Raw genomic sequence first — 436 nt, 5'->3', positions numbered from 1 at the left:
TTGGAGCCCCATGTGATGATATAGCCTGAATTGTACCAATCACTGCTCTCCGGAACGTCCGTCTGGTCGCCCCAAATTTGCGGGGACGCCGGCGGAAGATCCGCATACCAGTCATAAAAACTGAGCATTGGGCCGCCGATTAACGACATGAATCGCGAGCCTGACGCATGGCTGATCATGGACATCGCCGGGATCGGAGAAAAACCGACATTCCGGTCAGGCCCGTATTTCATCCCCGTATACAGCAGAGAGGCTGAAATCAGCTTCAGCACTTCCGGCCATTCCGCGCGGACAAAGCCGCCTTTCCCTCTTGCCTGTTTATAGGACTTCGCTTTTTCAGGATTTTCAACGATCGATTTCCAGGCATCCAGCGGATTTTGATGCGCCTGCAATGCTTCCCGCCACAAATTGATCAGCACACCGCGCACATATGGAC

General features: G+C 53.7%; 1 protein-coding gene. It reads right to left on the bottom strand.

Features of this window, described 5'->3' with window-relative positions; translation table 11 throughout:
• On the bottom strand, positions 1-436 hold a 436-nt coding region (locus H9X96_RS22445; protein WP_187668429.1), incomplete at both ends, for a molybdopterin-dependent oxidoreductase.

Origin of the sequence: Pedobacter sp. N36a (assembly GCF_014472395.1) — a bacterium.
Taxonomy (GTDB): Bacteria; Bacteroidota; Bacteroidia; order Sphingobacteriales; family Sphingobacteriaceae; genus Pedobacter.
Note: the sequence above shows the minus strand (reverse complement) of the source record. Positions and strands in the feature narration are given on the sequence as shown.